We start from the raw sequence: 22,579 nt of genomic DNA on the forward strand, positions 1-22,579 counted from the left end.
CGGTGCTACTTGGCCATGCCCATCATCATGGGCATGCCGTTGCACATCATCATCATCGGCGCGCCCATCGCCATCATGGAGTTCATGGCGTCGCAGCACTCCTTCATCATCGCCATGTCCTGACCCTCCATGGGCATCATCTTCATCATCATGCCGTCCTTGCCCATCTCGCACGTCATCCGGCACATCATCGGCATCATCTGACGCATCATCATGGGCATCATCATCGGCATGCCCATGCCCATGCCCATCATCTGGGGCATCATGCCGCCCATCATCTGAGGCATCATGCCGCCCATCATCTGGGGCATCATGCCGCCCATCATCTGGGGCATCATGCCCATCATGTTCATGGGCATCATGCCGTTCATCATGGGGTTCATGCCCATCATCGGCATCATGCCGTTCATCATCGGCATGTTCTGGTTCGGCATGTTCATGGGCATGGCGTTGGCGGTCATCATGGTCGGCGGGTCTCCTCCCGGTCTCCCGGGACGTGAAGAAACACTGTCTGAATAGACCTGCCCCGGCTCCACCGCGACTGCACCGCAGGGCCCCCCCGCGCTTTCCTCCGATCCAGCGGAGGACTGGCCGATCACGGCGGAGGGATTGCTGGCTGAGACGGAGACTCCTCTGTTGGCGCGGACAGAGGTGTCGCGCGCCGGATGAAAGGGCTCCGTCTGAGACTGCACAACGAGACTGCCCTGTGAGACGAGGGCTCAGTCCTCTGCGTCGGCGTCCTGGCTCCGGTAGGCATTCTCCAGCAGCGCCCAGAGCATCTTCACGCCCAGGTTGGGCTGCTCGCGGGAGAGCTTCACGAGGTGGGCCCGCGTGAAGCGCAGGGCCTCGCCATCGGAGACCGCGCGGCAGGTCATCCTCGCCGGAGCCGTGGCCACGAGCGCGCGATCGCCGAAGAAGGTGGACGGGCCCTGCTCGCTGCTGCTCCCGCCCTTGGTGATCTCCACGCGGCCGGTGACGACCACCCAGAAGGCATCGAGGAGATCTCCCTCGCCGAGGAGCTGCTCTCCATCCTGGAAGGGCCGCCGTTCGGCGGTCTGGAACAGCTTCTTGATCTCGGTCCCGCTGAGCTGGCCGAACAGGGAGGACGCCTTCAAGGCATCCATCCCCTCCATCATGTAGAGCGGATTGACCGCCAGTTCCGTGCGCTCGTTGTCATCACGCTGCTGTCCCACGTGCCCTCCCGGCATGCGTCGTGGAGACAGACGCTAGAGGCAAACGAGAGGGCCGGGCAACCCTGGATGGGCCTCCGGCCCTCTCTTCCCGGCGGGACTCAGCGCGGCGCCATCTGCCGGAGGATGTTCAACGTCTCCGTGGCCGCCGCCGTGGGCTGCAGCGCCGTGTCCGCGATCCCGGAGATCACCCGGGTGATGTTGTGGTCCACGACGCCCGCCTGCGCCCACGTCTCCACGGTCGGCGCGGTGATGTAGACGGAGTAAGCGTGATGCCCCGAGCCGGGCCTCTCGCCGATGACATGGAGAATGGTGCGACGCGAGGAGCGATCCGGCAGCGAGCCATAGAGGAACTCGCCGATCCGGTAGCCCGCGCGCACGCGGCCCGCGGTGACGAGGATGTGCTCAGGGGCGACCTTGTAGCCCGCAGTCTCCAGCTCCGCGCGCACCCGCTCCAGGTAGGGAGCCAGGTGCCCCTCGTCCGTGAGTGACCAGGCGTTGAGGCCGTCGGAGATGACGATCTGCACGTCGTACCGGCCGCTCTGGCTGGTGCGCAGGGTGCGCAGCTTCTCGGTGGCCACATCGGAGAGCACCTCTCCCGAGGGCGGGTGGAGGATGTAGTCGGTGCGATCCTTGGACTGGGTCTGGACGGGGACGGCCTGGGAGAGGGCCACCGCGAAGGTAGCGGGCAGCTCGGCGAAGATGCTCTCCTTGGCGTCCTTGTAGAGGAAGCGGACCTCGCGATCGAGGTCTGGGTTCAAATCCCAAGGCTGGGTGCCGTGGCCCTCGGCGATGAAGACGCCGCGCTTGCGCACTGCGGTGAGCTGGGCACGGGCCTCATCGAGGATCTCCGCGTCCGAGCGCGCATCGCCCTTGCGGCGGCGGTACTGGAGGTAGACCCAGGAGGGATCGCCGAAGTGCGGCCCCGGCTTCCCCTGCGCATCGATGACGCCCAGGCCCTGGAAGAAGGCCCACATGCGATCATCCACCTTGTAGCCGAACTTCTCGCGGATGCGGACGTGGTCCTGGAAGGCGGTGGTGAGGTAGCTGAGCATGGGATCGTTCTTCGTCGGCAGTCCCATGAGGTAGCCGGGATTGGCCGGCATGATCTGGTCCAAGCACCAGTCCAGATCGTCCAGGGATACCTCCATGTGCAGCGTGGAGCAGACGTCCAGGCCGATCATCATCCCGTGGAGCTTGCCCATGACGATGTCCTCGAGGCAGCAGCGCACCAACTGTGTCTTGGAGCGGAACACCTCGGGGCCGATGAAGCCCGCCACGTCGTTGAGGTGCACCCAGGGCTGGGCCGCACGGCCCGCGCCGAGCTGGGCGGTGGCCACCTTCTGCTTGAGCACGCGGGCGAAGCCGTACTTGCGAGACTCGTGCACCACCATGTCGAAGCCATTGCCATGGCCATTGGTGCCGTCGGCGCCCTGCCCCGTCTCGAAGTAGAGGCCGTACTTGCCGGTGCGCTTCGCGGCGTGATCGATCATCTTGGGGATCGTCACGTCGAACGTCTTGTTGGCGCCCTCGGTGCCTCCCAGGCTCTGGAACCAGAGCGCGGTGGACCCTGGCTGGAGCGTCTCCACCTCGGCCTGGATGTCGATGTGGGCCAGCACGCAGTGGGGCAGCACATCCGCCAGGTTGAACGCCTCGAGCAGATCCTGGAGGGTCAGCTCGATGGCCATCACCGAGTTGACGTCACTGGAGACGGGGTTGTTGCCGAGCACCACGTCACCCACGCCGTAGGCCCAGCCGTCGAGCACCTGCCAGCGGATGTCCTCCGTGTTGTCGGTGGGCGAGTTGGGCTGGATGCGTGCGCCCATGTAGCCCTTGGCGCCCACGTTGCTGCCGGGCAGCGGGTTGAAGATCTTGCTGCCCACAGCGATGAGCTGCTCGTTGCTCATCAGCTTGACGATGCAGCCGATGATGTCGCTGCTCAGCCCGCCCATGACGGCTTTGATCTCGTCCTCGCTCTTGTCGAGCAGGTACGTCTTGAGCTCGCCCAGGGTCCACCCCGCCACCTGGGCGGCCTTCGTGGCGTCTACGCCCTGCTCGATGAGCTGGTAGAGGCCGTCATCGAAGAGGACATGCGAGCGCAGATCTCCAATGCGGGTGTTGGAGAGCAGAGTCCTGGCGTTGGCGCGGGAGGCCTCGTCGGAGGCGGAGATCCCCGCAGCCTCGTCGCCCTCTTTGTACTCGTTGGCCGCGCCGATGAGCTGCTTGTAGAAGGTCTGATCGAAGCCACCGCGGGCGCGGTCCATGTAAGCGAAGAGGTCCTCGCCGGGCTTGACCTCGGGGACGTAGACGCCGGCGGGAGGCTCGACGGGGGTGGGCTTCTTGTCCTCTCCGCAGCCCACGGAGAGCGCCGTCGCGCCGAGCAGCGCCGCCGAGAGGAAGGAGCGGCGCCGCATCATCACGGGCTGCGAGGAGAGAAGCGCACCAGGATGGGAGGTCCGCGCTCGCACCCCGTGGGCGCGGCGCTGCGGGTAGTACGTCTTCATCACGTCATCTCCGGGAGGTCCGAGTCAGGGGTCGACACGCGCTGCTGCTGAGGTGCGAGCGCCCGCTCGGTTCGGACGCCGCCAGGGATTCCGCAAATTCTCGCGCCGCGCCTGACATCGACGCAAACCGAGGGACCGCAGAGAGCTGGGTGACGTGAAACCCAGTGGACGTTCGGGCAGGGAGGCGGCGTGTCGGAACACACCGCCTACGGGGAATCCCTGACGAGTGGTTCGCGCTGTGACACAGGAGGCTACCGTTCATTGCTACCTGTGAAGTAGGGTCCGGCGCTGCCTACCTGCCTGGAGATACGCCGTGTCTCTGCCCACCGACGAAGAACTCGACCCCTTTGCCTCGCTTTGCGGCTCGACCGTGGGACCTTGGCTCATCCTCGATCGCTTTGACTCCGGCTCTTTTGGCGTGGTGTTCCGTGCCCAGCGCGCCGGCCACCCCGAGGCGGGTCCGTTCGCCGTGAAGATGGCCAAGCAGCCCTGGGACGAGCGCTTCGAGCGGGAGGCCAAGTTGCTGCAGCGCGCGACCCACCCCGCGCTACCGCGCTTCGAGGACTTCGGAATCTGGACCTCCCCCAAGGGCCACCGTTACCCGTACATCGCCATGGAGTGGATCGAAGGCTTCACCCTCTACGACTGGTTCCGTGAAGCCCCGCGCACTCACCGCGAGGTCTTCCAAGTGCTCGCCCAAGTGACGCGCGGCCTCGAAGCCGTTCACGCCACGGGCGCCGTTCATCGGGACGTGAAGGGGGACAATATCCGCGTCACTGCCGCAGGCCGCGCTGTGCTGCTGGACTTCGGCTCGGGTTGGTTCCCGGGTGCACGCCCTCTGACGGACACCTGCGCTCCTCCGGGCACTACCCCCTACCGCCCTCCTGAGCTGATGCGCTTCATCTGGCGCTTTCGCAAGGATGACGAGGCGCGCTGGCACGCGCGCACCTCCGATGACCTGTACTCCTTGGGAGTGACGGCATACCGCCTCGTGACAGGCACCTATCTGCCACCGGTCACCGAGACAGGAGACAACGAGGCTCGAAAGAGGCTGCGCCCGAGCCAGTTCGCCACCGTCACCCCTGAGTTGGAGTCCATCATCTTGCGTTTGCTCTCCGAGGACCGCGAGCAGCGTGGGACTGCCACCAAGGTCGCAGCGAAACTGGAGAGCGGCAGCCAACAGCCTTCCGCTGAGATTGAGATCGAGCAGCGCATTCTTCCGAAGGTGGCCGCCGTCCCATTGGAGAGGAGAACCTCCAGCAGCGAAGAGCCCTCCAGTTCTGCCCCCTCCCAGCCTTCTACATCCGCTCAGCTGCCGGTACAGCCTGAGTCCCCAGCCTGCGGCACCCTGCCTTCCTGGCTGTCCTGGGCAGGCGCTGCCACGATGGGAGCCGCAGCAGCACTCGGAATTGTGGCGCTGCGACAGGGCCTACCGGAAAGAACAGATCCTCCCACGCCCATTGCCCAAGAATCACCTGTGCCTCCAGTCGAAACGCCTGATGCTGGTGTGGGAGATACGGCCCTCGCCTCGGCCCAGCCTTTTCCTCGCGACCCAGCCCCCATTTTGGCCCTTGGGCTGCCCATGCCGAAGCAACCCTTCCCAGGCCAACGCAAGCCTCCGTGTGACCCCATCCTGGAAAGGGCCATCAACGGTGGATGTTGGTTAGGGCCCATCGGCGCTCGAAAACCACCCTGTGGCAACCTCGGGTACGACTACGACGGGGGCTGCTACGCCCCCAACTTCAACGGCCCTCGCCAGCCCACCTCGGATCCGCCATGACCGATGCCGCTAAACCTCCTCGAATCTCGTGCCTGTAGCCCCGATACCTTCCAATGCGCCCTTGAGTTCCTCAGAAACAACGAGGACTCCCTCCCAACCCGCCAAACGAAACACCCGAGCCCCCCCCACCTTCGAGGGGTCTACACGGAGACTGCGCACGGACTTGTATTGACCTACCTTGTGAGGCACTCCGTCCTCATGAGTCCAGAGCCGAATCCGTGAGGCTTTCTCATCAATGCAGGCGATACGACGCGTGGCGACAAGGATCAAATACTGATCGGAATACCCCTCAATGCCTGCGGGAATGAACTGCACGTCATGGGCGGCCAGTTCCGTGAAGAGAGATGCCACCCTGACATGCACAATGGGGACTCCCAGATGGGTCTCAGAGAAGTCGAGCGGTCTGCCCGCCTGGTCGATGGAAATGTGGAAAGGCCCTACACCGCTTACAGGGGTACCACTCTTAAAGAGCCAGTCGTCCATCTCGCGCCCTTCGCTGTCGACGGGATCATCCAGTTGCCAGCGATGCGGGAACTCGACAGTGTCGTAGAGGGCAAAGAAGCGTGGTGCCATGCGTACCCTCTACAGGGGTGAGTTCCGGGTAACGAGTTGATTGAGCTCCGTACCAGGTGTGGCGATCTCCTGAGCCAAGTCCTTGAGAACACTGAGCAGCGCGGCGCGGCACTGCTCGACGGTGCGGCACCCTTTCGTCGCGTCGTCCAACTCTTGGAAGATCCTCCGATGGTATTCCTCCGGATGCGGTCCGTAGTGTCCTTCCAGAGGAAGCTTGTTTGCTGGATCGTCCAGCGTCATCCCGGCTTTTGCGAAGAGCTTCCTGAACCTGGGGGTCCACTGCCCTCCGCGCGCAGTGGATTTCTCGTTACAAATCGTGGCGATGTGATGCAGTTCAATGCACGGGCCGGTGCCGCCCCGAGCCCGCGCCGCCATGGCCACCGCGTTGGCGGGCAGCCGAATGCTGACACCCTCGGCACTCAGCGCTATCTCTTCCACTGCCGCCAGTGCAGGCAGCGGGATACCCGCCTGGCCTTCGGCCTGCATCGCCACTTGCGCGGAGCCAGGCAACGTCGGCACCTTGGCTGCGAACTCCTGTGCCGTCCGGCCAATCGCTGCCATCAACAGCATGGCAAATGCGCGTGCGGATTCGCGTCCGATGACCTTGCCGAAACGCTCGCCCGCGTCGCGAATCTGCTCGAAGGTGACCGCTGCCTGCACGTCCTCCATCAACTGGAGCCAGCCAGACACGAGGTTACGGAGCGTGTCATACCCCACATACAAAACCATCCCCACGCCCATCACCGCGACCAACGCAGGGGCCACAGGGTTGAGTGCCAGGATCAGCAGCATGGACCCAATCGTCCAGAGAGCCGCGCTCATGAGCGCCCGGAACTCCACCATCTCCCCCAGCGCCTTCTGCAGTTCATCCAGTACGGGACTCTTGCTCAGAGCCAGTGCCCAGATGTATCGCCCGTGCAGATCCAGGTAACGCCCTCCCACCAGCGCGCCTCCGAGGCAATCGCCGTAGAACCGGTGCACCCGTTGGCACCACTGCCGGTAACGTTCCGCCGTGTCTAAGTCCTCCTTTGTCAGCGGCCCTTCCAGGGGCTCGCCAGGCCCTATCGGCACCAGCTTTTTATCTCGGGGCAGGTAGAGATAGTTGCCACTCTGAGGGGACATCTGGAACATCGTCTCCACCATCTGGCGTGGCGTCCCTGTCCACCGCACCTCCCGCGCCAGTTGCCTCACGGCTTCCTGGAACTCCTCTTCCTCCACCAGGACAGGCTGCACGTCAGCGGCACGAGGAACGTGGACGGTGGCTCTTCCATGGCCGGTATCCCCTGTACGGACGATCCGAGGAGTGCCAGCACACCCGACAACCACCGCCAGGAGCAGCGCGCCGACTTGCCACAGCATCCGTCTTAGAGTCATGAGCCATCCCTTCTGATGAGGTCACGTCTCCGCCGACGCCACGCCGTATAGGAAGCCACCAGCGCCCCGGCCAGTGCCCCCGCCAGGGCTCCCGCAGCCCGCCGTGACAGGCCCCCATGCGTCGGCGCCTCCATGCGGAACGTCTCCAGCGAGGCCCGAACCTCGGGCGCCAGTTCCTCCCACCGCGCCGCGGGCGCACTCACCGTCACCACCGCATGCCTTCCCTCGGAGGCCAGCCCCGCCACCAGCACTGTCCTCACCTGCCCTGCCTCCTTCAACGTCCCCAGCACTTCCACCCGGGGCTCCGGCCCCACCACCCGCTCCACCCGCTCCGGCACCAGCGTCAGCCCCAGCTCCTTCTCGAAATGCCGCACCACCGCCGCCGCGAAGTCGTCCCGCTCCGAAGGACTCGCCGAGAACGTCCTCTCCACCACCGCCACCAGCACCCGTGCCGCCTCCGCTCCCTCCCCGTCCGACAACGAGGCCGACAGGAACCGCGGCGCCCCCGGCTGCAGCGCCACCGCCCCTGCCCGAGTCCCCGCGTAGGGCTCCTGCCGCACCATCAGGAAACCCGCCGGCGGCCGAAAGCTGTAGCCGTCCTTGCGCAGCTCGGAGCCGAGCGCGCCCTGCACCACCAGCAGGCTGGCCAAAAGGGAGGAGAGAACCATGGGCTTGCTCCGAGGATAACCCCGTGCGCTCCGTCCGCCCCGCACGTTAACCTGCGCCCGCAATGACCCCTGAAGCCCGGGCCGAGATGCAGGCGCGAGCAGAACGTGCCCTGCGGCGCGGAGAACTATCCGATGCGGTGAGCCTCTACGAGACGCTCGTCCAGTCGTTCCCCTCGGACGAAGCCCTCGCCCAGAAGCTCGCCCTCCTCCGCGAGTCCCTCCAGCCCATGGAACTCGCCAAGTCCAAGCCACCCCCACGCGAGCAACCCCTGCCACTCGGCCCCTCCTCCCCCGTCCAAGAGGGCGAGCGGCTCTTCGCCCTCGGCGACTATGCCGGTGCCGCCGCCGCCTACCGCCGCGCCCTCCAAGAGCGCCCCGGCAACGATCTCATCCAGGAACGCCTCGTGGAGCTGTACCGGCTGGCCACCGCCTCGCCTACACACTCCCCCACCGATCGCGCCCTCCCCAAGGAGCGTGAACATCGCCTCCAGGCCCTGTTGGATCGGCTGGCCGCCCGGCGACGTCTCAAGCGCGAGTGACGCCCACCCCCGCTCCCTCCTTATCAAGCAAGGAAGTTCCAGGTCTTCCCGCGACGCACCGCACGATTCGTGCGTTGCACCCCTGGGGGGTGGGTCCTACAATCCCGCCCCGACGCCGCTGTCATAGGCGCTGACCCATTCCCTGACACCTGCGTCCGGCTTTTCTATGCCCCAACCCCTGCGACTCGGAGTCCTCACCGGTGGAGGCGACTGCCCCGGGCTCAATGCGCTCATCCGCGGCTTGGTGAAGCGGGGCGTTCACGAGTTCGGCCACACCTTCGTCGGCATCGAGAACGGCTACATGGGCCTGGTCGAGCCCGACCTCACCCGCCCCCTCACCGAGGAGGACACCCGCGGCATCCTCCCCAAGGGCGGCACCATCCTCGGTACCTCCAACAAGGCCAACCCCTTCGAGTACGCCTTCAAAAAAGAGGATGGCACGTGGGGGGTGAAGGATGTCTCCGATGAAGTGCTCCGCCGAGCCGAGGAGCTGAAGCTCGACGGTCTGGTTGCCATCGGCGGGGACGGCACGCTGACGATCGGCCACCAGCTCTCCGAGAAGGGCCTGCGCGTGGTCGGCTGCCCGAAGACCATCGACAACGATCTGTCCGGCACGGACCAGACGTTCGGCTTCGACACCGCGCGCGGCATCTGCACCGAGGCCATCGACCGGCTGCACTCCACCGCCGAGGCCCATGACCGCGTCATGGTGGTGGAGATCATGGGCCGCCACGCGGGCTTCCTCACGCTGGACAGCGGCATCGCCGGCGGCGCGGACGTCATCCTCATCCCGGAAATCCCCTACCGGATCGAGCCCATCGTGGAGAAGATCCGCCGCCGGGGCCGCCGCAAGCGCAGCTTCTCCATCATCGCCATCGCCGAGGGCGCCTACCCCGTCGGCGGCACGCTGGCCGTGGCCGAGCAGGCCGAGGACATCCCCGGCCGGGGCGTGGTGCGGCTGGGCGGCGCGGGCAAGGTGTGCGCGGACCTGCTGGCCCGCCACATCGAGGCGGAGATCCGCGTCACCGTGCTGGGCCACCTGCAGCGCGGCGGCACGCCCTCGGCGGCGGACCGGGTGCTGGCCACGCTCTACGGCTGCAAGGTGCTGGATCTGGTGCGTGATGGTGAATGGGACCACATGGTCGCGCTGCGCCAGGGGAAGATCGTCACCGTGCCGCTGAGCGAGTCGCGCAAGGAGCGCCGGGTCAATCCGAACGGCGAAGAGGTACGCTTCGCCAAGAGCATGGGCATCAGCTTCGGGGACTGAGGGGGGGCACCTGACACGATGACGCTCGTTGGCCGCCAGATCGGTCGCTACCGCATCCTCGAGCAGCTCGGCTCGGGGGGCATGAGCGTCGTGTACAAGGGGCTCGACACCGCCCTGGATCGCGAAGTGGCGGTGAAGGTGCTGCACCCGCACCTGGCCGGAAGGGACGAGTCCCGCCGCCGCCTCGCCCGCGAGGCCAAGGCCGTGGCCCGGCTCCACCACCCCAACATCCTCGAGGTCTTCGACTTCTCCGCCGCCGACGCGCAGAACGCGTACATCGTCACCGAGTACATCCGCGGCCGCACGCTGCGGCAGTACCTGGACGAGGGCGGCATCGATCCGCCCGAGATCGCCGCGATGATCATCCACGAGCTGGCCGCGGCGCTCGCCCACGCCCACGAGGAAGGCGTCATCCACCGCGACCTCAAGCCCGAGAACGTCATGGTGCGCGAGGACGGCGTCCTCAAGCTCATGGACTTCGGGATCGCCAAGCTCCTGGAGACCGAGGAGCGGATGACCGTCACCGGCACGCTGGTGGGCTCGCCCGCCCACATGGCCCCCGAGATCATCGAGGGCCTGGAGGCCGGCCCCGAGGCGGACGTGTTCTCACTGGGCATCATGCTCTACGCCTTCGTCACGGGCCGGCTGCCCTTCACCGCGTCCAACACGACGGCCACGCTCAAGCGCATCCTGGACGGGACCTACGAGGATCCGCGCCGCCGGGTAGCCTCGCTCTCGGACGAGCTGGCGGAGATCATCGCCCGATGTCTCCAGCGTGACCGGCACCACCGCTACCCGAGCGCGGGCGGCCTGCGCGATGCGCTCGCGGACTACCTCACCGGCTTGGGCTTCCCTCGCGTCAACGAGGAACTGGCTTCCTTCTTCGCCGACCCGCCCTCCTATAAGAAGGCCGCCCGTCAGCGCATCGTCACCGTGCTGCTGGAGCGCAGCGAGCACCTGCTCGCCGAGAAGCGCACCCCGCGCGCACTGGCCAGCCTCAACCAAGTCCTCGCCCTGGATGCGCAGAACACCCGGGCCCTGGCGCTCCTCGATGGGCTCAACCGCGCCAAGCGCCGCAAGCTGTGGATCAAGCGCGGCATCCAGTCCGGCGTGGCGCTCGTAGTCCTCGCGGTGCTCGGAACAGGCGGGTACTTCCTCCTGAGCTCGGAGCCAGACACCGGCGAGCCCGCGCGGCCGGAGGCACCCCCTCCTGACCCGCCAACCCGGCCCACCAACCCGGTCCCAACGCCCCCCGAGTCCCCCACGGCTCCGCAGGCGGCCGATCCTGGGCTGAACACGCCCCTCCAGCCTCCCACTCCGCTCCCCGTTCCCACCGAGGAGGAGCCCTCGGACGATGCGGCCACCCACAAGAAGCCCGTGGTACGCCCCGAACCCCGGATCGAGGCTCCCCGCCCCTCCAAGGTGCGCACGTCCATCCTCGTGCGTCCCTATGGCGCCGTTCAGGTGGACAACGAGGCTCCGAGCCCACAGCCCCTGGCGCAGCATGATCTGGAGCTGACGCCCGGCCAGCACACCGTCACCGTGCGCTGCGAGTGGTGCGAGGACGCAGTGGAGACCATCAACGTGGTTCCGGGCACGGAGAACGTCTTCCGGCTGCGCGCCCAGCTCAAGCCCTCGAAGCTGTCCTTCGACTACCAGCCCGCCGAGGCCCAGGTGCGCGTGGGCGAGGAGCGGCGAACCGCCCGCGAGAGCCAGGAGCGCCCGTTCGACATCCGCTCGCCTCGGGGGCCCGCCAGCTTCCAGCACCGCGTGGAGTATGAAGTGAGCCACCCCGGCTACCGGACCGAGAAGCGCGTGGTCATGGTCGAGCCGGGCAAACCCATCACCCTACGAGGGAGCCTCGTCGCCGAATGAGCCGTGGCCTGCCGCTCCTGCTCTGCCTCCTGTCCACGCTCCTGGGGCCTGGGGTGGCACGCGCGCAGGACTCCGACACCGAGCTGGCCGGCATCCGCGCCGCCTTCGAGTACGGCAAGTACGCCGAGGTACTCGAGCGCACCAGCGCCCGGATCGATCGCGGCAGCCTGAGCGAGGAGCAGCTCGTGGATCTGCACGAGCTGGCGGGCCTGGCGGCCTTCAACCTCCAGCGGAAGGGCGACGCGGAGCGGCATTTTACTTCCCTGCTGCGGCTGGATCCGGACCACAGCCTGGATCCCTTCGTGGTACCGCCGCCCGCGGTGGACTACTTCGACAAGCTCAAGCAGCGGCTGGACCCAGAGCTGGACTTCTTGAGGCAGGAGCGCCGGCTGAGGCAAGAGCGCACCCGCGTGGAGGCCGAGCGCCGCGAGCGGGAGCGACTGGCCGCCGAGGAGCAGCGCCGCCGCGCCGAGGCCCTGGCCCGCCAGGTGACGGTGCGCACGGTGGAGAAGCGCAACTTCCTGGTGAACTTCGTCCCCTTCGGCGCGGGCCAGTTCCAGCAGGGCCGCAGCAGCCTCGGGATCGTCTTCGCCGCCTCCGAGGGTGCGCTCGCGGTGACGAGCGTCATCGCCTACTTCGCCTACGAGGCCCTCTTCGAGACGGACACCGTCGAGCTGGATGACGTGCTCACCGAGACGGGCAAGGCCACCATCACCGTGCGCTACATCCCCACCAACCGCGCCAACCAGGCGGACGCGTGGCGGCTGCTGAAGATCGGCTCGGCCGCGGGCTTCTACAGCGTCTACGCCCTGGGCGTGGCTGACGCCCTCTACCACCACGAGGATCAGGTGTTGACCACCACCATCGAGGAACGCCCCGCCCCGCCTCCCTCCCCGGCACCCGCGAAGGCTCCCAGCTCCTCGGCCCAGCTCCGCATCTACCCCACGTCGGGTGGGCTCGGCGCGGGCCTCACCCTCACCTTCTAGCTCCCGCTCCTCAGGACTCTCCCCATGGCCAGTCTCAGCGTCCGCACCCCCGACGGCAAGGTCCGCACGCTCCCCCTGATCAAGCGCCTCACCAGCATCGGACGAGGGCCGGACAACGACATCGCCCTGGACGACCCCACCGTGCCGGAGAGCGCCCTCCACGTGCAGTTCGACGGCAGCCGCTTCACCGTGGGCAGCCTCGGGGCCACGTTCCAGGTCAACGGCAAGAAGCGCGACTCGCACGTGCTGGCCTCGCAGGACACCATCCGCGTGGGCGGCACCGAGCTGACGTTCTCCCGGGATGACACGCCCGTGGTCCGTACGACACCCACGCCCACGCCGCCGCCGGAGTCCGTCACCTCGGACGAGTCCCACACCGCAGAGATCCCCGGCGTCCCCGGCCGCGAGCTGGCCATGCTGCGCCGGCTCACCACCTTCAGCGAGCGGCTGCTGGGCAGCTATGACCTGGACAAGCTCCTCGAGAACCTGATGGACGAGGTCATCGAGGTGACGCGCGCGGACAAGGGCTTCCTCATCCTGATGGAGAGCAACGAGCCGCGCGTGAAGGTGGCGCGCAACCTCGCGCGGGAGAACATCGAGGACGCGGTGGAGAAGCTGTCAGACTCCATCATCTCCAAGGTGGTGAAGGACCAGAAGCCGATCATCATCGCGGACGCCATCGACACGCCCGAGTTCAAGGCCAGCGAGTCCGTGGTGAATCTCAAGGTCCACTCCGTCATGTGCGTGCCGCTGACGCACAAGGGCGAGCTCTTCGGCCTGATCTACGTGGGCAATGACCGGCTGGTGAACCGCTTCGAGCCCAAGAGCCTCGACATGCTCACCATCTTCGCCGCGCAGGCCTCGCTCATCCTGCACAACGCGCTGCTGGTGAACGAGCTCAAGCTCGACAACACCGAGCTGCGCAAGAAGCTGGAGGACCAGCGCTACGGCGACATCGTCGGCTCGTGCCAGGGCATGCGCGAGGTGTTCAAGCGCATCGACAAGATCGCGCTCACGGACATCTCCGTGCTGATCACGGGAGAGACGGGCACCGGCAAGGAGCTGATCGCCCGGGAGATCCACCGGCACTCGCCGCGCGCCAAGGGCCCGTTCATCACCATCAACTGCGGCGCCATCCCGGAGAACCTCCTGGAGAGCGAGCTGTTCGGCCACGTGAAGGGCGCCTTCACGGGCGCCGTGGCGACCCGGCCTGGCAAGTTCCAGGCGGCCATCGGCGGCACGCTCTTCCTGGACGAGATCGGCGAGATGCCACTCCAGCTCCAGGTGAAGCTGCTGCGCGCGCTGCAGGAGAAGGTCGTCTACAAGGTCGGCGACAACCGCGGCGAGGCAGTGGACATCCGCGTGGTGGCCGCGACGAACAAGATCCTCGAGGAGGAGGTGAAGAAGAACACCTTCCGCGAGGACCTCTACTACCGGCTCAACGTCGTCACCCTGAAGCTGCCCCCGCTGCGCGAGCGCGGCGAGGACGTGATCGTCCTGGGCAAGTTCTTCCTGCAGAAGTACTCCAAGGAGTTCAGCTCCAAGGTGAAGGGCTTCACCCCCGCGGCCACCGTGGCCATGAAGAAGTACGCGTGGCCGGGCAACATCCGCGAGCTGGAGAACCGCATCAAGAAGGCCGTGGTGCTGTCCGACAAGCCGCTCCTCGGCGCGGACGATCTGGACCTCAAGCCGGAGAACCTGGACCCCATCATGCCCCTGCTCCAGGCCAAGGAAGAGTTCCAGAAGCGCTACATCAACGAGGTGCTCGCCCGGAACAACGGCAACCGCACCAAGACGGCCAAGGACCTGGGCGTCGACCCGCGCACCATCTTCCGCCACCTGGAGAAGCTGGAGGCCGAGAAGTCAGGCAAGCCCTTGCCTCCCGAGGAGGAGGAGCTGCTCTAGCCTGCGACGCCGCTGTCACGGTCCCCCGCCCTCCTTGGCGCTCCCGCTGTCCCAAGTCCCCGAGCTTCCTATGGAATCCTCTCGTTCTCCGCTGGCCAAGGGATTGCTTGCGCTACTGCTTCGGTGGCTGGGGCTGGCATGGGTGGTGGGCGTGGCGGGCGGGTGCCTCGTCCCTCAGGATGACACGCTCCTGGAGGGGGGCATCCCCCAGCGCCGCAACCGTCCCCCTCGCATCGTGGAGAACCAAGTGCAGCCCTCGGAACCGATCATCAATGACTTCGGCACGGGAGGCCTGTGCGAGCTGGACTTCTCCGTCATCGTCGAGGACCCGGACGTGGACGATCTCGTCACGGTGAGCTGGTACCTGGACTATGACAGCCAGCGCCCCACCGGTTTCTACAGCGAGGTCGCGCTGGCCAATAACGGACAGCCCCAGCGCGGAGACCGGGCCATGCTGCGCATCAACCTGAGGGCGGCCAACAGCCCGCTGAGCGCTCCGGGGGTGCACCTGGTGGAGGCGGTGGTGACCGACACGCGGCTGGTAGGCCGCGAGCCTGTACCGCTGAGCCAGGTGGTGCTGGACGGCGGGGGCGTGATCATCAACCCGGGCTATGTGGTGACGCACGCCTGGTTCGTCACCACCGTGGGGGGAGGCTGCCCATGAGCCGCATGAGCCCCCCCCTGCGTGCGCTGCTGGCGCTGGCCGTGACCAGCTCCGCCTGCGCCTACCTGCCGGACGATCCCAAGGAGAGCACGCTCGTCTGCCGCAACGACTCGGAGTGCGGCGAGGGCGAGGTGTGCTTCCTGGACGGGTGCGGAAACCCGGGCCAGTTCATCTTCGTGGAGGTGACGCCCAACCCGAAGGCAGGCCTGCACCCGCAGGACTTTCCCGTGGAGAACCTGCGGCCCCAGCAGAACCTGGAGCTCTTCGGGCGCGCCACCCTCCAGGGCGAGGTGCGCCGCGAGTCGCTGATGCCGAGCCCGGAGAGCAGCACCGTCGCGTACTCGAGCCCCATCTTCGTGCGCGCCACGGGCGAGAGCCTGCTCATCCCCGGCGTGACGCGCCTCTACAAGACGAACCTCGTGCCCGACAACGGCCGCTTTGAGCTCTCGGTGGGCTCGGGCCGCTACACGGTGACGCTGACGGCCGAGGATCCCCAAGTCCCCCCGGTGTCGGAGTCCCGCGCGGTGAATCCCGGCCAGGCGGTGCCGCTCCAGTTCCTGCTGCCTGCCTCCACCGCCGTCACCCGGCTGGCCGGCAAGGTGGTGCGCCAGGGCACCACGCTGGTGGACGCGGACCTGGAGGTCCAGGCGCTCGATGACTCGCTGCGGCCCCTGTCCCAGCGCGTCCCGGTGGTCCGGAGCTCGGGCGAGTTCCTGCTGGCACTGTCTCCCTTGGCGGCGAAGCTGGAGCACGTGCTCGTCCAGGTGACCGTGCCTCGCGCGGACACGCTGGTGCCCCAGAAGACCTTCACCGTGGATCCGCGCCCCGGCGTCACCGCGCCCCTGGAGCTCGGCGACTACGGCGAGGGGGTGACGGTGCAAGGCCTCGTGGTGAACCGGGAAAAACTGCCCGTGGCCAACGCCTCCGTGTACCTCCAGGGCAAGGTGGGCGGCGGAGGCGAGTTCCGCAGCCGCAGCGCCACCACCGACGCGAACGGGCGCTTCGAGCTGCTCTCGCTCCCCAGCCACCCCGACACCCCGCTCACCCTCTATGCGGTTCCGCCGGCCAGCACCCCCGCCGGCCTCATCCTGGTGTCCACCGCCATTCCCCGCGGAGGCATCACACTCCAGGACATCGTCTGTCCGGACAAGATCGTCGCCAGTGGCACGCTGATGCGGCCCGAGGGACTCCCCGCCGCAGGCGTTCGCGTGGTGGCCGAGCCCGTGGGCGAGGTGACGGGCTGGCCTCGCCCTGCGGTGAACACGGAGGCGGAGTCCGCCACGGACGAGGACGGCCGCTACCGCCTGCGGCTGGATCCCGGCGAGTACCGCTTCGACTTCATCCCCGCCGAGAACCTGCCGCGCGTCAGCCGCTTCGTCACGGTGCTGCCCTCGGTGGATCTGGAGGTGGCGCCCTTCACCCTGTCGAAGGGGCGGCGCATCACCGGACGGGTGAAGCTGTCCGAGCCGGATCTGTCCAACCCCACCTCCGCCGCCGCGTACGCCTTCATCCGCTTCTTCCGCGTGGTGAACGTGGAGGGCAAGCCCACCGCCGTGCTGCTGGCCCAGGCCGTGGCCGACAGCGCCGGCAGCTACGCGGCCACCCTGCCCACGCGCTGAGGCGTGGGCTCAGGCGAGCCGTCGGTACCGGATGATCTCCGGAGGCGACGCCAGCAGGTCCGCGAACTGGGCGAAGACCTTCTGAAGGTGCGGCAGCGCCAGGTGCGTGTTCAGATCGGCCTCGGTGTCCCACTCCTCCACGAGCGTGAGCACCGTGGGGCTGCTCCGATCCCTCAGCGCCATGTAGCTGCGGCAGCCCTTCTCCTTCCGAGTCGGCTCGACGAGCGGCTCGATCAACTTCCAGAGGGCCTCTTCCTTACCGGCCCGGGCCTGCAGCTTCGCGACGACGTAGACGATCTCATCCTGCATGGTCCCCCCTCCCTGGTGGGTAGGCCGAGATTAGCAGGAAGCAGGCGGTCGCGTCAGCGCTGAGCGCGGTGGATGAGCTCGTTGAGCGGCGCGGTGTTGTTCACCATGTTTCGCGCGTGCTCGGCCCCGAGAATGGGCAGCTTCGGATCGGTGATCAGCCCCGCCTGTTTCATCATCGAAGCGGTGTCCCAGTAGAGGTGCTCCGCCGAGATCCGGCCGTTCTCGATGTAGACCACCACCACCATCGCGAACTCGATGTACTTGCCCGTCGGCGGAACGCCGGGCAGCACCCAGTCCATCTGGATGCTGTGGGTGAACTTGACCACGAGCTCATCCACCACGCGGTGGGTGCCCACCGTCCGAGACACGGAGGTGACCTCGAGATCCGGCGGCAGCTGGTTCAGGAAGTGCTTGGCGTAGAACGTGCGGAGCTCCTCGGTGCCTCGTCCGCCCACCATGGTCGAGACGATGGTCACCCGCGGGTTGTCCGTCATCGTCGACAGCGCCTCCTCGGGGCTCTTGTGGGCGAACTCCGACTCCAGGTGCTTGTCCCAGAGAGAAGAGGCCAACTTCTCCGCGGACGACAAAGACTCACTCATGGATGAAACCTTTCTCGCGTTGATGTGAAGTGGGTTCGGGGGATCTGGAGGTGTCGACACGTGTCGACAAATGCGCCAGCAGGACCCGCGGCAAGGTTAGCAACGACCGTTCGCGCGCACCTAGCCAGAGGGCCTTCGTACATGGCCCTTCAACACCCGACAGAACTTAGGTCCAGATGGCCCCGACCTCTCAGGTCGGGTGACCGAAAGTGACGCTCAGGGTAGGCGACCCGCGGCCGAGTTCCTGCGCGCTGTGTCGAAGGCGGCCTGCAGCGCCTCGACAGCGCCGCCGACTTCTCCGGCGTACTGCACGGCGTGAATCGTGTAGAGGTTCTGCACTTCTTCGAGGCGCTTGAACACCGTGCGCAGCTCTGCTCGCTCGCGGGACTTGAGAGCACACCGGCTCTCGCGCTCACGCACGCGCTGTAGCCAGACGTTGCGGAAGCGTATCCACTCCTGATCCACGCTGCGTGCGGGCGCGGTGCGCACCAGAGTCTCTCGCTGTGTCTCCAGCTCCGTCCACAGGACCTGCGCGGCGTCCAGGCACTCCTTGAAGGTCATCACCTGATCCGGCTCCGCGGGAGGCGGACGCTCCGGCGTCATCGCCGATACAGAGCCTGTCACATTCACGATGATCCAGAGACTGAAGAGCGCGGAGACGAGGATGTGGACCCCGTACGCGGCAGCTCGGAACGGGCGGAAGCGGGGGTCTTTGGGGTCGACGTCGGGCACGGAGTCTCCGTCTTACGACCGAGGCCCTCGGGAGGCAACGACGGACTGATGCAGTGGGTAGGACAAAACACAAAACCCGCGTGGGGGGAGAGCTGCTCCCTCACCCACGCGGGCGTGTGTACGACGGGGAGCTACTGAGCCGGAGCGGGCGTCGGAGCCGGAGCCGCGGGGGCCGGAGCCGGGGTGGCCGCCGCCGCCGGAGCCGCCGTGGCCGGAGCCGGAGCCGCCGCGCCCGGAGCCGCAGGGGTATCGGTGATCAGGCCGGCCTGGCGCTTGGCCGAGTTCAGGCGCGCCTTCATGGCGCCCATGTACTGGCTGGCCGGGTAGTTGCCGATGGCGTCGCGGATGGTGGCCAGCGCCTTATCCAGCTGGTTGGTCTCCTGGTACGACTGGGCCAGCAGCACCATGGCGTAGTCACGCGTCTTGGACTTCTTGTCGCCATCCACGAAGCGGGCCAGCAGCGGCCACGCCTTGTCGTGCTGGTTGATGCTGTTGTACGCGGCGCCCAGGAAGAAGGAAGCGTCCAGCGCGTCCGCCTCGGTGGGGTTCATCGCCATGAAGCGGGCCAGATCCTCGGTCGCGGCCCTCATCTCGTTGCGGCGGAAGGCGGCCTTGCCGCGCTCGAGGGCGGCGTCGCCGATCTCCTTGCGCAGCAGCACCGCGCGGTCATTGAGCGCCTGTCGCTCCAGCGCGGACAGCCGCGAGGTGTCCAGCTTCAACAGCGCGTCGATGCCCTTGAGGCGCTCGTCACCCGGCAGCGTGGTCATCAGCTTGTAGACGTCCGCGGCGGCGCGCTGGGCGCTCTGGTTGGCGGACAGCTCCGCGCGCTGCTTCTCCAGCTGCGAGCTCAGGTCAGCCACGGACTTCTCCAGGCGCTCGCGCTCGGCGCCCGCGGTGGAGTTGCGCGCGTTGGCGACCATGAAAGCACCGCCCACGGCCAGGATGGCGAACAGCGCGTAGGCCACGCCCGAGGAGATCCACTGCCGGCGCTGGAAGTCCTCATGGCGCTTGCCAACGGTCTTCACCTCCGCATGCAGGTTCTTCAGGAGGTTGTCCGTCTTGATGACGAGGTTGCGCGCCTCGATCACCTCCTTGCGGATCTCCGTCAGCTCCTTCTCGACTTCGACTGGCTTGGTCTCAGCTGCCATGGACATCTTCCTGGTGGGCCCGGTGAGGATTTCGGCCGGCTCGCGCATCGTAAATTTTCCCCTGGTCGGTCAACGACTTTCGGCACCGGGAACAGGGTCCGGGTGCCGATCCATTCCACAGGCTGGCCAGGGAGGGCAGCCAGGGGAACGGGCGCCCCCGCGCTAGAACGAGGACCTCGAGGCAGGCCCCGTGTCGGGCGGGAAGGCGTAGTTCACCCCCACGGTGAGCCAGCTACCACCCGCGTTGAAGGAGCCGAACTTCTGGTCCGTCCGGCCCACGGCCCCTCGGGCAAAGACCTGCCGGAACTCCACGGTGAGGCCCCACTGGGGGCTCAGGTGCATCGTGGCCCCCGCCGACCCGCCCCAGGCCTGAGAGAGTGTCTCGCGCGGCGGCTGGTCCTTGAAGGTCGCCGTGGCGAGCATGGGCCCCGTGAGGATGCCCAGGAAGGGCACCGTGCCCTCCGGCCCGATGTCCAGCCAACCTTGGAAGCGCAGGCCCAGCAACGCGCCGTAGGCCCAGGTCGTCAGCTGGGGCTGGTTCGCCAGTTGAGGCTGCTCTGCCAGGGCGAACAGGTCGATGCCCACCTCGATCAGGTCCGTGATCGAGTACGCGAAGGTGCCAATCCCGAGCGGCCCTCCGCGCGACTGCGGGGCGCGCGCGAGGCCCTGGTTCTCGGGCAACGCATAGTAGGTATCGTAGAAGGTGCTGTTGCTGACGTGGCGCCAGCCGCCCTGCACGGAGATGCGGCTGCCCCCCTCGAGCGACGGGCCGCCCTGGGCGGACGCGGTAAGCGCAGCAAGAGTGGCAAGAAGGGTGAGCAGCGGGCTCGGTCGCATCACGGATCTTCCGGTCGAGCACGAGCAAGTTCATCCCCACTTCCACACCCGTGCTACAGGAGTGTGGCGCACCGTAGCAGTGACCCCTGAGGCGTCAATTTTCCAGCCACGGGCCGAGGCGCTTCAGCGCGCCCGGCGCTCCAGCTCCAGCAGGGGCATCTCCAGTACGACCACGGTGCCGTGGCGGCACGTGGGGTGAAAGTCCGCCCGGTCCAGCTCTCCGAGCAGGGCTCGCAGCTGGGCGTCCGTCAGCTTCTCCGCGGAGACCTGGGCGGCATGGCAGGCCATGACCCGGAGCGCCTCAGCCAGCTCCACCGCGTCCAGCGAGGCCCCCGCCGGAGGCAGCGCCTGGGCCAGCGCCTCCAGGAGCGCGCGAGGGTCCACGCCTTCGAGGCCCGGAGGCACGGACTTGAGCGCAAAGCTCGTTCCGCCGAAGGGCTCCACGTCCAGCCCCAGCCGCGCCAGCGCGTCACGGCCTCCCATGAGCGCCTTGGCGATGGGCAGGGGCAGCTCCACCGTGGTGCCGAAGAGCGAGGGCGTAGGGCCCTTCCCCTCCTCCAGGATGTGATGGAAGTCCATCAGCCGGGCCCGCTCCAGGGCCGCGTGCCGGTCCAGCACCACGAGCGTGCCACCCGGGCCCTCGCACACCTGGAAGCGATCGCCGAGCACCCCCATGGGCTTCAGCGCTCCGAAGTAACCGGGCGGTGGCGCCTCGTTGAGCTGCGGCAGGGCCATGCCAAAGGACGGGGCCCGGCCCATGGGCACGGGAGGCGGTGGCGTACCAGCAGAGAGAGGCGCCCCCATCGAGGGAGCATCCGCAGCCGTGGGCAGGGGCATCGGGCCACCCCAGACCGCCTCCTGCGCCCGGGTGAGGAAGCGCTCCACGGCCTGGGCATAGTGTGCAGCCTGCCGCTGCGGATCGACGGCCTCGGGCGCGCCGGAACCGAGCCACGGAGCGGCACGGAGCGTGCGAACGATGGCCGCGAGCACGGCGTCATACACACCGCGGCCGTCGGAGAAGCGCACCTCCAGCTTCTGCGGGTGCACGTTCACGTCCACGGTGTGGGGATCCACGTCCAGGTAGAGCACCACGAGCGGCTGGCGTCCGGACGGCAGGTACTCCTGATAGGCGCGCTGGATGGAGGAGATGAGGCCTCGGTCCCGCACGTAGCGCTGGTTGACGAAGGTGTAGATGCCGCGCGCCGTGGGCAGCGTGTACTCGGGCGAGGCCACGAAGCCCAGCACGGTGACGCCCAGCCGACGCTCCTCCACGGGGAACAGGTGCGGGTGCACGTCGGCCCCGAGCGCGGCGGCGATCCGCTCGGTGGGATCGTCCGGGCACGCCGGACTGGTGAAGAGCGGCAGCCCGCCGTGCTCGACCAGGAACGACACGTCCGGGTGCGCCAGGGCGATCCGGATGACCGCCTCCTCCACGTGCTTCAGCTCCGTCTCCGCCCGGCGCATGAACTTCAGCCGCGCGGGCGTGTTGTAGAAGAGGTCCTCGACCGAGATCACCGTGCCCGGCCGGGGCGGTGCGTCCTCCACCACCGGCGGACTGCCTCCTTCCACCGTCACCCGGGTGCCCACCTCCGCTCCCGGCTCGGCGGTGTGCAGGGTGAAGCGCGACACGGCGGCGATGGCCGGAATGGCCTCCCCTCGGAAGCCCTTGCTGCCGAGGTTCTGCAGATCGTCCAGTTCTCGAAGCTTGCTGGTGGCGTGACGCTCCAGGCAGAGCACCGCGTCCTCGCGCCCCATACCGTGGCCATCATCGGAGATGACCATGCGCTGCAGACCTCCACCCTCCAGGGACACCTGCACGGTGTGCGCCCCCGCGTCGAGCGAGTTCTCCACCAGCTCCTTCACGACGGAGGCCGGCCGCTCCACCACCTCGCCGGCGGCGATCTTGTTGATGAGGTCGTTGCTGAGTCGAGCAATGCGGGACATGGACGCGTTTCAGCCTCTCAAGGTAGTGCGTCCTGCGCAACACCCAGAACGTTGGGCTCTGTTTCC

At 67.4% G+C, this 22,579-nt stretch carries 20 protein-coding genes; 8 read left to right on the top strand and 12 right to left on the bottom strand.

Going from position 1 to position 22,579, the window contains the following annotated elements; all coding sequences use genetic code 11:
• Nucleotides 1-5 precede the first annotated feature (5 nt).
• The 3 genes from DB31_RS51220 to eutB all read right to left on the bottom strand — a co-directional run bounded on the left by DB31_RS51220 (nucleotide 6) and on the right by eutB (nucleotide 3,694).
• On the bottom strand, nucleotides 6-464 hold the full coding sequence (locus tag DB31_RS51220) for a hypothetical protein (protein ID WP_044185809.1): 459 nt from the start codon (nucleotides 462-464) through the stop codon (nucleotides 6-8).
• Between the two features lie 255 nt (nucleotides 465-719).
• Complete coding sequence (locus DB31_RS10360) at nucleotides 720-1,193, bottom strand: cyclic nucleotide-binding domain-containing protein (RefSeq protein ID WP_044185811.1); 474 nt, start codon at nucleotides 1,191-1,193, stop codon at nucleotides 720-722.
• Nucleotides 1,194-1,291: 98 nt separating this feature from the next.
• A complete protein-coding gene (eutB, locus tag DB31_RS10365) occupies nucleotides 1,292-3,694 on the bottom strand; it encodes an ethanolamine ammonia-lyase subunit EutB (protein ID WP_240486618.1) in 2,403 nt (800 codons plus the stop codon).
• A gap of 313 nt (nucleotides 3,695-4,007) precedes the next feature.
• Here eutB and DB31_RS10370 point away from each other — a divergent pair, with 313 nt between their 5' ends.
• A complete protein-coding gene (locus tag DB31_RS10370; RefSeq protein WP_052419850.1) occupies nucleotides 4,008-5,474 on the top strand; it encodes a serine/threonine protein kinase in 1,467 nt (488 codons plus the stop codon).
• A gap of 9 nt (nucleotides 5,475-5,483) precedes the next feature.
• Here the strand turns inward: DB31_RS10370 and DB31_RS10375 are convergent, their stop codons facing one another.
• From DB31_RS10375 to DB31_RS10385, 3 genes are read right to left on the bottom strand one after another with little or no spacing between them, the layout of a single operon-like run.
• A complete protein-coding gene (locus tag DB31_RS10375) occupies nucleotides 5,484-6,047 on the bottom strand; it encodes an imm11 family protein (protein WP_044185813.1) in 564 nt (187 codons plus the stop codon).
• A 9-nt stretch (nucleotides 6,048-6,056) separates the two neighbouring features.
• The gene (locus DB31_RS10380) at nucleotides 6,057-7,421 is read right to left on the bottom strand and encodes an AHH domain-containing protein (RefSeq protein ID WP_044185815.1); all 1,365 of its coding nucleotides are present in this window, start codon (nucleotides 7,419-7,421) and stop codon (nucleotides 6,057-6,059) included.
• Nucleotides 7,418-8,089, bottom strand: a complete 672-nt coding sequence (locus DB31_RS10385; protein WP_044185817.1) for a hypothetical protein — start codon at nucleotides 8,087-8,089, stop codon at nucleotides 7,418-7,420. Before DB31_RS10385 ends, DB31_RS10380 begins: the two co-directional genes overlap by 4 nt.
• Nucleotides 8,090-8,151: 62 nt before the next feature.
• Between DB31_RS10385 and DB31_RS10390 the strand changes: the two genes are divergently transcribed.
• The 7 genes from DB31_RS10390 to DB31_RS10420 all read left to right on the top strand — a co-directional run bounded on the left by DB31_RS10390 (nucleotide 8,152) and on the right by DB31_RS10420 (nucleotide 16,944).
• Nucleotides 8,152-8,628: a tetratricopeptide repeat protein gene (locus DB31_RS10390; RefSeq protein WP_044185819.1), complete on the top strand. Its 477-nt coding sequence runs from the start codon at nucleotides 8,152-8,154 to the stop codon at nucleotides 8,626-8,628.
• 166 nt (nucleotides 8,629-8,794) lie between these two features.
• Nucleotides 8,795-9,895 (top strand): 6-phosphofructokinase, encoded by a 1,101-nt coding sequence (locus tag DB31_RS10395; RefSeq protein WP_044185821.1) that lies wholly within the window; start codon nucleotides 8,795-8,797, stop codon nucleotides 9,893-9,895.
• An 18-nt stretch (nucleotides 9,896-9,913) separates the two neighbouring features.
• On the top strand, nucleotides 9,914-11,770 hold the full coding sequence (locus tag DB31_RS10400) for a serine/threonine-protein kinase (RefSeq protein ID WP_044185824.1): 1,857 nt from the start codon (nucleotides 9,914-9,916) through the stop codon (nucleotides 11,768-11,770).
• A complete protein-coding gene (locus DB31_RS10405; RefSeq protein ID WP_044185825.1) occupies nucleotides 11,767-12,756 on the top strand; it encodes a hypothetical protein in 990 nt (329 codons plus the stop codon). Before DB31_RS10400 ends, DB31_RS10405 begins: the two co-directional genes overlap by 4 nt.
• 24 nt (nucleotides 12,757-12,780) lie before the next feature.
• Complete coding sequence (locus DB31_RS10410) at nucleotides 12,781-14,661, top strand: sigma-54-dependent Fis family transcriptional regulator (RefSeq protein WP_044185826.1); 1,881 nt, start codon at nucleotides 12,781-12,783, stop codon at nucleotides 14,659-14,661.
• Between the two features lie 70 nt (nucleotides 14,662-14,731).
• Nucleotides 14,732-15,325, top strand: coding sequence for a hypothetical protein (locus tag DB31_RS10415; protein WP_240486620.1), 594 nt, complete (start codon nucleotides 14,732-14,734; stop codon nucleotides 15,323-15,325).
• Nucleotides 15,322-16,944, top strand: a complete 1,623-nt coding sequence (locus tag DB31_RS10420; protein ID WP_063769203.1) for a carboxypeptidase regulatory-like domain-containing protein — start codon at nucleotides 15,322-15,324, stop codon at nucleotides 16,942-16,944. The genes DB31_RS10415 and DB31_RS10420 overlap by 4 nt, the downstream gene beginning before the upstream one ends.
• A gap of 9 nt (nucleotides 16,945-16,953) precedes the next feature.
• Here the strand turns inward: DB31_RS10420 and DB31_RS10425 are convergent, their stop codons facing one another.
• From DB31_RS10425 to mutL, 6 genes are all read right to left on the bottom strand, one after another.
• Complete coding sequence (locus tag DB31_RS10425) at nucleotides 16,954-17,253, bottom strand: putative quinol monooxygenase (protein WP_044185828.1); 300 nt, start codon at nucleotides 17,251-17,253, stop codon at nucleotides 16,954-16,956.
• 53 nt (nucleotides 17,254-17,306) lie between these two features.
• A complete protein-coding gene (locus tag DB31_RS10430) occupies nucleotides 17,307-17,852 on the bottom strand; it encodes an ester cyclase (protein WP_075305934.1) in 546 nt (181 codons plus the stop codon).
• Between the two features lie 216 nt (nucleotides 17,853-18,068).
• On the bottom strand, nucleotides 18,069-18,584 hold the full coding sequence (locus tag DB31_RS10435) for a hypothetical protein (protein WP_044185830.1): 516 nt from the start codon (nucleotides 18,582-18,584) through the stop codon (nucleotides 18,069-18,071).
• A gap of 131 nt (nucleotides 18,585-18,715) precedes the next feature.
• Entirely contained in the window at nucleotides 18,716-19,732 is a 1,017-nt protein-coding gene (locus DB31_RS10440; protein ID WP_052419889.1) for a tetratricopeptide repeat protein, read from the bottom strand.
• Between the two features lie 162 nt (nucleotides 19,733-19,894).
• Nucleotides 19,895-20,569 (bottom strand): hypothetical protein, encoded by a 675-nt coding sequence (locus DB31_RS10445; RefSeq protein ID WP_052419852.1) that lies wholly within the window; start codon nucleotides 20,567-20,569, stop codon nucleotides 19,895-19,897.
• 123 nt (nucleotides 20,570-20,692) lie between these two features.
• The gene (gene mutL / locus DB31_RS10450) at nucleotides 20,693-22,513 is read right to left on the bottom strand and encodes a DNA mismatch repair endonuclease MutL (RefSeq protein WP_044185834.1); all 1,821 of its coding nucleotides are present in this window, start codon (nucleotides 22,511-22,513) and stop codon (nucleotides 20,693-20,695) included.
• Nucleotides 22,514-22,579 lie beyond the last annotated feature (66 nt).

This window comes from Hyalangium minutum, from assembly GCF_000737315.1.
Classification (GTDB): domain Bacteria; phylum Myxococcota; class Myxococcia; order Myxococcales; family Myxococcaceae; genus Hyalangium; species Hyalangium minutum.

Excerpts from the sequence above, each read along its gene's own strand:
- DB31_RS10375 (WP_044185813.1), bottom strand. The coding sequence starts at position 6,047 with ATGGCACCACGCTTCTTTGCCCTCTACGACACTGTCGAGTTCCCGCAT.
- mutL (WP_044185834.1), bottom strand. The coding sequence starts at position 22,513 with ATGTCCCGCATTGCTCGACTCAGCAACGACCTCATCAACAAGATCGCC.
- DB31_RS10390 (WP_044185819.1), top strand. The coding sequence starts at position 8,152 with ATGACCCCTGAAGCCCGGGCCGAGATGCAGGCGCGAGCAGAACGTGCC.
- DB31_RS51220 (WP_044185809.1), bottom strand. The coding sequence starts at position 464 with ATGATGACCGCCAACGCCATGCCCATGAACATGCCGAACCAGAACATG.
- DB31_RS10440 (WP_052419889.1), bottom strand. The coding sequence starts at position 19,732 with ATGGCAGCTGAGACCAAGCCAGTCGAAGTCGAGAAGGAGCTGACGGAG.
- eutB (WP_240486618.1), bottom strand. The coding sequence starts at position 3,694 with ATGAAGACGTACTACCCGCAGCGCCGCGCCCACGGGGTGCGAGCGCGG.
- DB31_RS10410 (WP_044185826.1), top strand. The coding sequence starts at position 12,781 with ATGGCCAGTCTCAGCGTCCGCACCCCCGACGGCAAGGTCCGCACGCTC.
- DB31_RS10415 (WP_240486620.1), top strand. The coding sequence starts at position 14,732 with ATGGAATCCTCTCGTTCTCCGCTGGCCAAGGGATTGCTTGCGCTACTG.
- DB31_RS10400 (WP_044185824.1), top strand. The coding sequence starts at position 9,914 with ATGACGCTCGTTGGCCGCCAGATCGGTCGCTACCGCATCCTCGAGCAG.
- DB31_RS10395 (WP_044185821.1), top strand. The coding sequence starts at position 8,795 with ATGCCCCAACCCCTGCGACTCGGAGTCCTCACCGGTGGAGGCGACTGC.
- DB31_RS10420 (WP_063769203.1), top strand. The coding sequence starts at position 15,322 with ATGAGCCGCATGAGCCCCCCCCTGCGTGCGCTGCTGGCGCTGGCCGTG.
- DB31_RS10405 (WP_044185825.1), top strand. The coding sequence starts at position 11,767 with ATGAGCCGTGGCCTGCCGCTCCTGCTCTGCCTCCTGTCCACGCTCCTG.
- DB31_RS10385 (WP_044185817.1), bottom strand. The coding sequence starts at position 8,089 with ATGGTTCTCTCCTCCCTTTTGGCCAGCCTGCTGGTGGTGCAGGGCGCG.
- DB31_RS10425 (WP_044185828.1), bottom strand. The coding sequence starts at position 17,253 with ATGCAGGATGAGATCGTCTACGTCGTCGCGAAGCTGCAGGCCCGGGCC.
- DB31_RS10430 (WP_075305934.1), bottom strand. The coding sequence starts at position 17,852 with ATGAGTGAGTCTTTGTCGTCCGCGGAGAAGTTGGCCTCTTCTCTCTGG.
- DB31_RS10445 (WP_052419852.1), bottom strand. The coding sequence starts at position 20,569 with ATGCGACCGAGCCCGCTGCTCACCCTTCTTGCCACTCTTGCTGCGCTT.
- DB31_RS10380 (WP_044185815.1), bottom strand. The coding sequence starts at position 7,421 with ATGACTCTAAGACGGATGCTGTGGCAAGTCGGCGCGCTGCTCCTGGCG.